The sequence below is a fragment of the Streptomyces graminilatus genome (assembly GCF_001418565.1).
GTDB classification, from domain to species: Bacteria; Actinomycetota; Actinomycetes; order Streptomycetales; family Streptomycetaceae; genus Streptomyces; species Streptomyces graminilatus.
This window is the reverse complement of record NZ_LIQQ01000594.1, coordinates 1-5396: the sequence shown is the minus strand read 5'-3', so window position 1 is coordinate 5396 and position 5396 is coordinate 1. Positions and strand designations below refer to the sequence as shown.

Sequence of the window (5396 nt, the reverse complement as noted above, 5' to 3'; positions counted from 1 at the left end):
CGCCCCCAGCGCGTCCACCCGCCCTACGACGATCAAGTGATCGCCCCCCGTGTGCACCGCCTGGATCGTGCAGTCGATCCAGGCGGCGGCGCCCACCAGGCGCGGGGAGCCGGAGGCGGGGGACGTGTCGTACTCCACCCCGGCGAACTTGTCCGCGCCGCTCTTCGCGAAGCCGCGGCACAACTCGCCCTGGCCGGCGCTCAGTACGTTGACGCAGAAGACGCCCGCGCGCGCGATGAGCGGCCACGTCCGTGACGTACGGCCGACCATGAAGACGACCAAGGGCGGGTCGAGGGACAGGGCGGCGAAGGACTGGCAGGCGAAGCCGGCCGGGGTGGTCCCGCCCTTGCCCGCCGGGGCGGTGATGACGGTGACGCCGGTCGCGAAGTTGCCCAGTACGCGCCGGAATTCGGCCGGGGCGACCGGCGCGCGCTCGTCCTCGCCGACCGCCCGTAAGGCCGGCCGGGGCAGCGCCTCGACATCGTCCATGGCGCCGGGCGCCGCTGTGGGCACCCCAGCCGACCTGAGATAACGGACGGCAGCCGCCGCCATTCCCGCTTGTCCCAACATGGGTTCCATTGGAGCTGACGGGTCGTCAGAAGTGAAGACCTGTAAGGCAGTCAGCTCCCGCCATAACGCGGGCTTCGCCGTTCCACGAAGCTCGCCACCCCTTCCCGTGCGTCCGCCGTCGTCATGTTGATCTCCTGGGCGGTGGCCTCGGCCGCGAAGGCGGTGGTGCGGTCGGAGTCCAGGGAAGCGTTGATCAGTTGCTTGGTGAGGGCCAGGGCACGGGTCGGGCCGGTGGCCAGACGTTCCGCCCAGTCGCGGGCCGTCTTGTGGAGGTCCTCGGCCGGTACGACCCGGTTGACCAGGCCCAGGCGTTCGGCGTCCGGGGCGGTCAGTGCGTCGCCGAAGAACATGAGTTCCTTCGCGCGCTGCGGGCCGATGAGGCGGGGGAGGAGATACGCTCCGCCGCCGTCCGGGACCAGGCCCCGCCGCACGAACACCTCGATGAACCGGGCCTGTTCGGCGGCCAGGACCAGGTCGCAGGCGAGGGCGAGGTGGGCGCCCAGGCCGGCCGCCGTGCCGTTCACCGCCGCGATGACCGGCTTCTCGCAGTCCAGGACCGCCGAGATCAGGCGCTGGGCGCCCATGCGGATCACCCGCGCCACGTCACCCGCGATCCGCTCCCCCGCCCCCTGCGTCTGGCCGCCTCGTAAGTCCGCGCCCGTGCAGAAGCCCTTGCCCGTGCCGGTGAGGACGACGGCCCGTACGGCAGGGTCGGCAGAGGCGTCCAAAAAAAGTTGGATGAGGCGTTCTCGCTGGTCAGGGGTGATGGCGTTGAGGGATTCGGGGCGGTTGAGGGTGATCCAGGAGACCTGATTGTCAGTGGCGTGCAGTACCAATGAGTCAACCGGCAAGGCGGATTTTTCCGGCTGTGTCGGATTTGTTGATGGCGTGCTGGATTCTCTGGACTCTTCGGGGGAGGAAGCTATGTGGGTCATGTGGGGGCTGCTCCGTTTCCTGCGGGGGTGGCTAGAGCGGCGGCTGGGTCGCGTCCCGGCTGTCACGGATGTCCCGGCTGTCACGGATGTTCTGGCCGTCCTGGCCGTCCTGGCCGTCCTGGCCGCCCCGGCTGTGCGGGCCGTCCGGGACCGGGCCGCACACCGCCAGCGCGTCCAGCGCCACCGCCCCCTGCCCCCTGGGCAGCACCATCAGCGGGTTGATGTCGAGCTCCGCCAGCTCGTCCCCGAGTTCCAGTGCCATCCGCTGCACCCGCAGGACGACCTCGACGAGCGCGTCCAGGTCGGCCGGGGGGCGCCCCCGGACCCCGTCGAGCAGGGCACGCCCGCGCAGCTCGGACAGCATGTCCCGCGCCTGCGCCTCACCGAACGGCGGCACGCGTACGGCGGTGTCCTGGAGCACCTCCACCAGCACACCGCCGAGCCCCACCGTCACCGTCGGGCCGAACAGGTCGTCGTGCGTGACACCGACGACCATCTCGACGCCCCGCTCGACCATCTGGCACACGAGTACGCCGTCCAGGTCCACGCCCTCGTAGCGGGCGATGTCGGTCAGCTCGCGGTAGGCGTCCCGGACTTGGCTGGCAGAGGTCAACTCGATCTTCACCAGGCCGAGTTCCGTCTTGTGCGCGATCTGGCCGCCCGACGCCTTCATCACCACCGGGTAGCCCACCAGCCCCGCCGCCCGTACGGCCGCCGCCGCGCTGGTCACCAACTGCTCGCGCGGCACCCGGATCCCGTACGCCCGCAGCAGCAGCTTGGCCGCGTGCTCGCTCAGCGTCTCGCCCGGCCGCATCAGCGCCCGCGCCTTGCGGAAACTGGGCGACGGGGTGCGCGGGGCCTCGTCGAAGGGGGAGCGGTACGAGGCGGTGAAGCGGGCGTGGTCGAGGTGGGCGCGGACAGCCGTCACACAGTTCGCGAAGGTGCGGAAGGTGGCCACCCGGGAGGAGCCGAGCAGGGTCTCGCGGTACGCGGCCTCCGTGCCGACCGGCGAGCCCCAGATCACGCACACCAGCTTGTCCGTCCGCTCGGCCGCGTCCACGAGGTCCTGGGCGAGCTTGTCGCTCATCGGGGGGAAGGGGCCGGTGATGGGGCAGACCAGGACGCCCACCGCCGGGTCGGCGAGTATCGCGTCGATGATCTTCCGGCCGCGCCAGTCGCCGACCGGATGCCCGCCGCTGTCGATCGGGTTGGCCACGTTCAGGTAGTCGGGTATCCACTCGTGCAGCTCCGCCTGCTTGCCGGCGGACAGTCGCGGGAGGTTCAGCCCGGCCTCGGTCGCCAGGTCCGCGAAGTGCGCGCCCGTGCCGCCCGAGATCGAATAGACGGCGACCCCGTCGGCGAGCGGACGCCGGGCGCGGGCCAACAGGGCTGAGGTGTCCTGGAGTTGGTCGAGTCCGTCGACGCGGATCACTCCGTACTGCCGCATCGCCGCGTCCACCACCGCGTCGGCGCCGGTGAGTTTGCCGGTGTGGGAGGCGGCGGTGCGGGCGCCGGTCTCGGTGCGGCCCACCTTGACCGCGACGACGGGTACACCGCGCCGGGCCGCCCGGTCCGCCGCGAGGAGGAACGAGCGGCCGTCCTTGAGCCCCTCGACGTAGCAGGCGATGGCGCCGACCTCGGGCCGTTCGGAGAAGTACGAGATGAAGTCGGCGGTCTCCAGGTCGGCCTCGTTGCCGGTGGGGGCCCAGTGGGAGAGGCGGATACCGAGTTCCTGGAGGGCGAAGACCGGGCGGCCCTGGTGGCCGGACTGGGTGATCAGGGCGATCGCGGGGCCGTCGAGGTCCTCGCGGAAGTTCTCGAAGGCGTTGAGGTTGGTGTTCGGGCCGAGAAGACGGATACCGGAGCGGCGTACGGCGGCCGACAGACGGGCCTGTGCCGCCGCGCCCGCCTCGCCCGTCTCCGCGAACCCGGAGGCGAACGCGACGGCGAACTTCACCTTGGCCTCGGCGAGTTGCCCGACCAGGGGAAGGGGGTCGGCGACCAGGAGTACGGCGAGATCGACCTGCTCGGGCAGGTCCGCGACGGAAGGGAAGCAGGGGATGCCGAAGACGGACTCGCGCGTCGGGTGCACCGGGTGCAGCCGGGCGCCGACCCGCTCGGCCCACGCCAGCAACTGCCGGGTGATACCGGTGTTCGGCCGCCCCTCGGCGTCCGAGGCACCGACCACCGCCAGGGACTCGGGCCGGAAGAAGCGGTCGAGATCGGGCACGCCGGCGTACAGCGGCCGGCCGCTGACGTCGAGGTCGTCGACATCGGCGGGCCTGCCGTGCACGACCGGCGAGGGCTGCTCGCCGCAGGCGATGACTCGGGCCCGGCGGGAGTCGGTGGTGAGGGTGCCGTGGGTTGATCCAAGCATCGGTCCGCCCGCTCCTGTTGTGACAGCCAACCAACTGACGAAGTGTCAGGTTACTGAACTGACACTCCGTCAGGAACTGTCGTGCGGGGAACTTCTTCGGCGGAGGCGCCTTGAGGGATTCACCGGCACACCCGGTCCGCACCCCGTGAAGGCCCTGCGGGGACGCCTACTTCGCCACCTTCGCCACCTTCGCCACCTTCGCAGCCTTCGCCGCTGCGGACTGCTGCCGTGCGATCGTCTTCGCGATGCGGACCGCGTCGATCGCCAGTTCGCGGAACATCCCGCTGATGGGGTTGGTGTAACCGGTGAAGTACAGGCCCGGCGCGTTCTTCGGTGCGCGCGGCCCGTTGGTGAGCGGCTTGCCGTGCGGGTCGAGTACGTCGAGGTGGCCGACGAGGTCTTCCAGGCCCCGGAGGTAGCCGGTGGCGGCGATGACGGCGTCCGGTTCGAGGTGTTCGCCGCCGGCGAGGGCGACCTTGCCGTCCTCGAACCCCTCGACGGCGGCGACGATCTCGACGCGCCCCTTCCGGACGGCGTCGATGAGGCCGACGTCCTGGACGGGGAGCGAGCCGGCCTTGACGCGCGAGTACAGGCCGGTGTCGGGGCGGGGCAGCCCGTGGGCGGAGAGGTCCGGCACGCTCAGCCTGGCCATCGGTCCGGCGAGCCGGTCGACGAGGCGCACCGGCAGCCGTCGTACGGCGATGCCCGTGAACTGGGCCGCCCAGCCGGCCGTGGACCGCCGCACGATGTGCGGAGCCGTACGCACCGACAGCCGCACCCGGGAGGCCCCGCCCTCCACCAGGTCGACGGCGATCTCGGCGCCGGTGTTGCCGACACCGACGACGAGGACGTCACGGCCGGCGAAGGGCTCGGCGTTGCGGTACTGGCCGGCGTGCAGCAGCTCGCCCCGGTAGGTGTCGCGACCGGGCCACTCGGGGAGCCGGGGGGTGTGGTTGGTCCCGGTGGCGACGACGACCGCGCTGCCGGTCAGCTCGCGCCCGCCGGTGGCGTGCAGCAGCCAGCCGGTGCCGTCGGCGGTCCGCTCGACCCGGGACACCTCGACGCCGGTGACGACCTCCAGCTTGTGGTGCTCGGCGTACTTCTCCAGGTACCGGACCACGTCGGCCCGCGCCACCCACCGCCCGAAGGAACGCGGCATCGCGAGCCCCGGCAGCGAGGACAGCCGACGGGTGGTGTGCAGCCGCAACCGGTCGTAGTGCCGCCGCCAGGACGCCCCGACCCGGTCGCCCCGCTCCAGCACGACGGCCCGTACGCCCTGGGCCTTCAGCGCGTACGCGACGGCGAGACCGCCGGGGCCGCCGCCGATGACGTACACGGGGGCGGTCGGTGACGGGGCTGGTGTCGGTGCGTGGGCCATGTTCCTGAGCGTATTCACACGCTCATTTGTTAGGTCTCGGGCAAGACCGGAATCGGTTGCGGATTGATCACGGCGGCGAGGGAGGGAGGGGAGAGGTGGGGGCCTGGCTGTAGGGGCCCGGTGAGGCCATACTGAA

Annotated in this window: 3 protein-coding genes and 1 pseudogene; all 4 read right to left on the bottom strand. The window is 71.6% G+C overall.

What is annotated here, in order from left to right:
* On the bottom strand, positions 1–570 hold a 570-nt coding region (locus AOK08_RS37465; RefSeq protein WP_422125806.1), incomplete at its 3' end, for a flavin reductase family protein.
* Between the two features lie 50 nt (positions 571–620).
* On the bottom strand, positions 621–1421 hold the full coding sequence (locus AOK08_RS37460) for an enoyl-CoA hydratase/isomerase family protein (RefSeq protein ID WP_079054500.1): 801 nt from the start codon (positions 1419–1421) through the stop codon (positions 621–623).
* Between the two features lie 241 nt (positions 1422–1662).
* Positions 1663–3882, bottom strand: a pseudogene (locus AOK08_RS37455) (acetate--CoA ligase family protein); the annotation flags it as partial.
* Between the two features lie 166 nt (positions 3883–4048).
* Complete coding sequence (locus AOK08_RS37450; protein WP_055534415.1) at positions 4049–5260, bottom strand: flavin-containing monooxygenase; 1212 nt, start codon at positions 5258–5260, stop codon at positions 4049–4051.
* Positions 5261–5396: the final 136 nt, after the last annotated feature.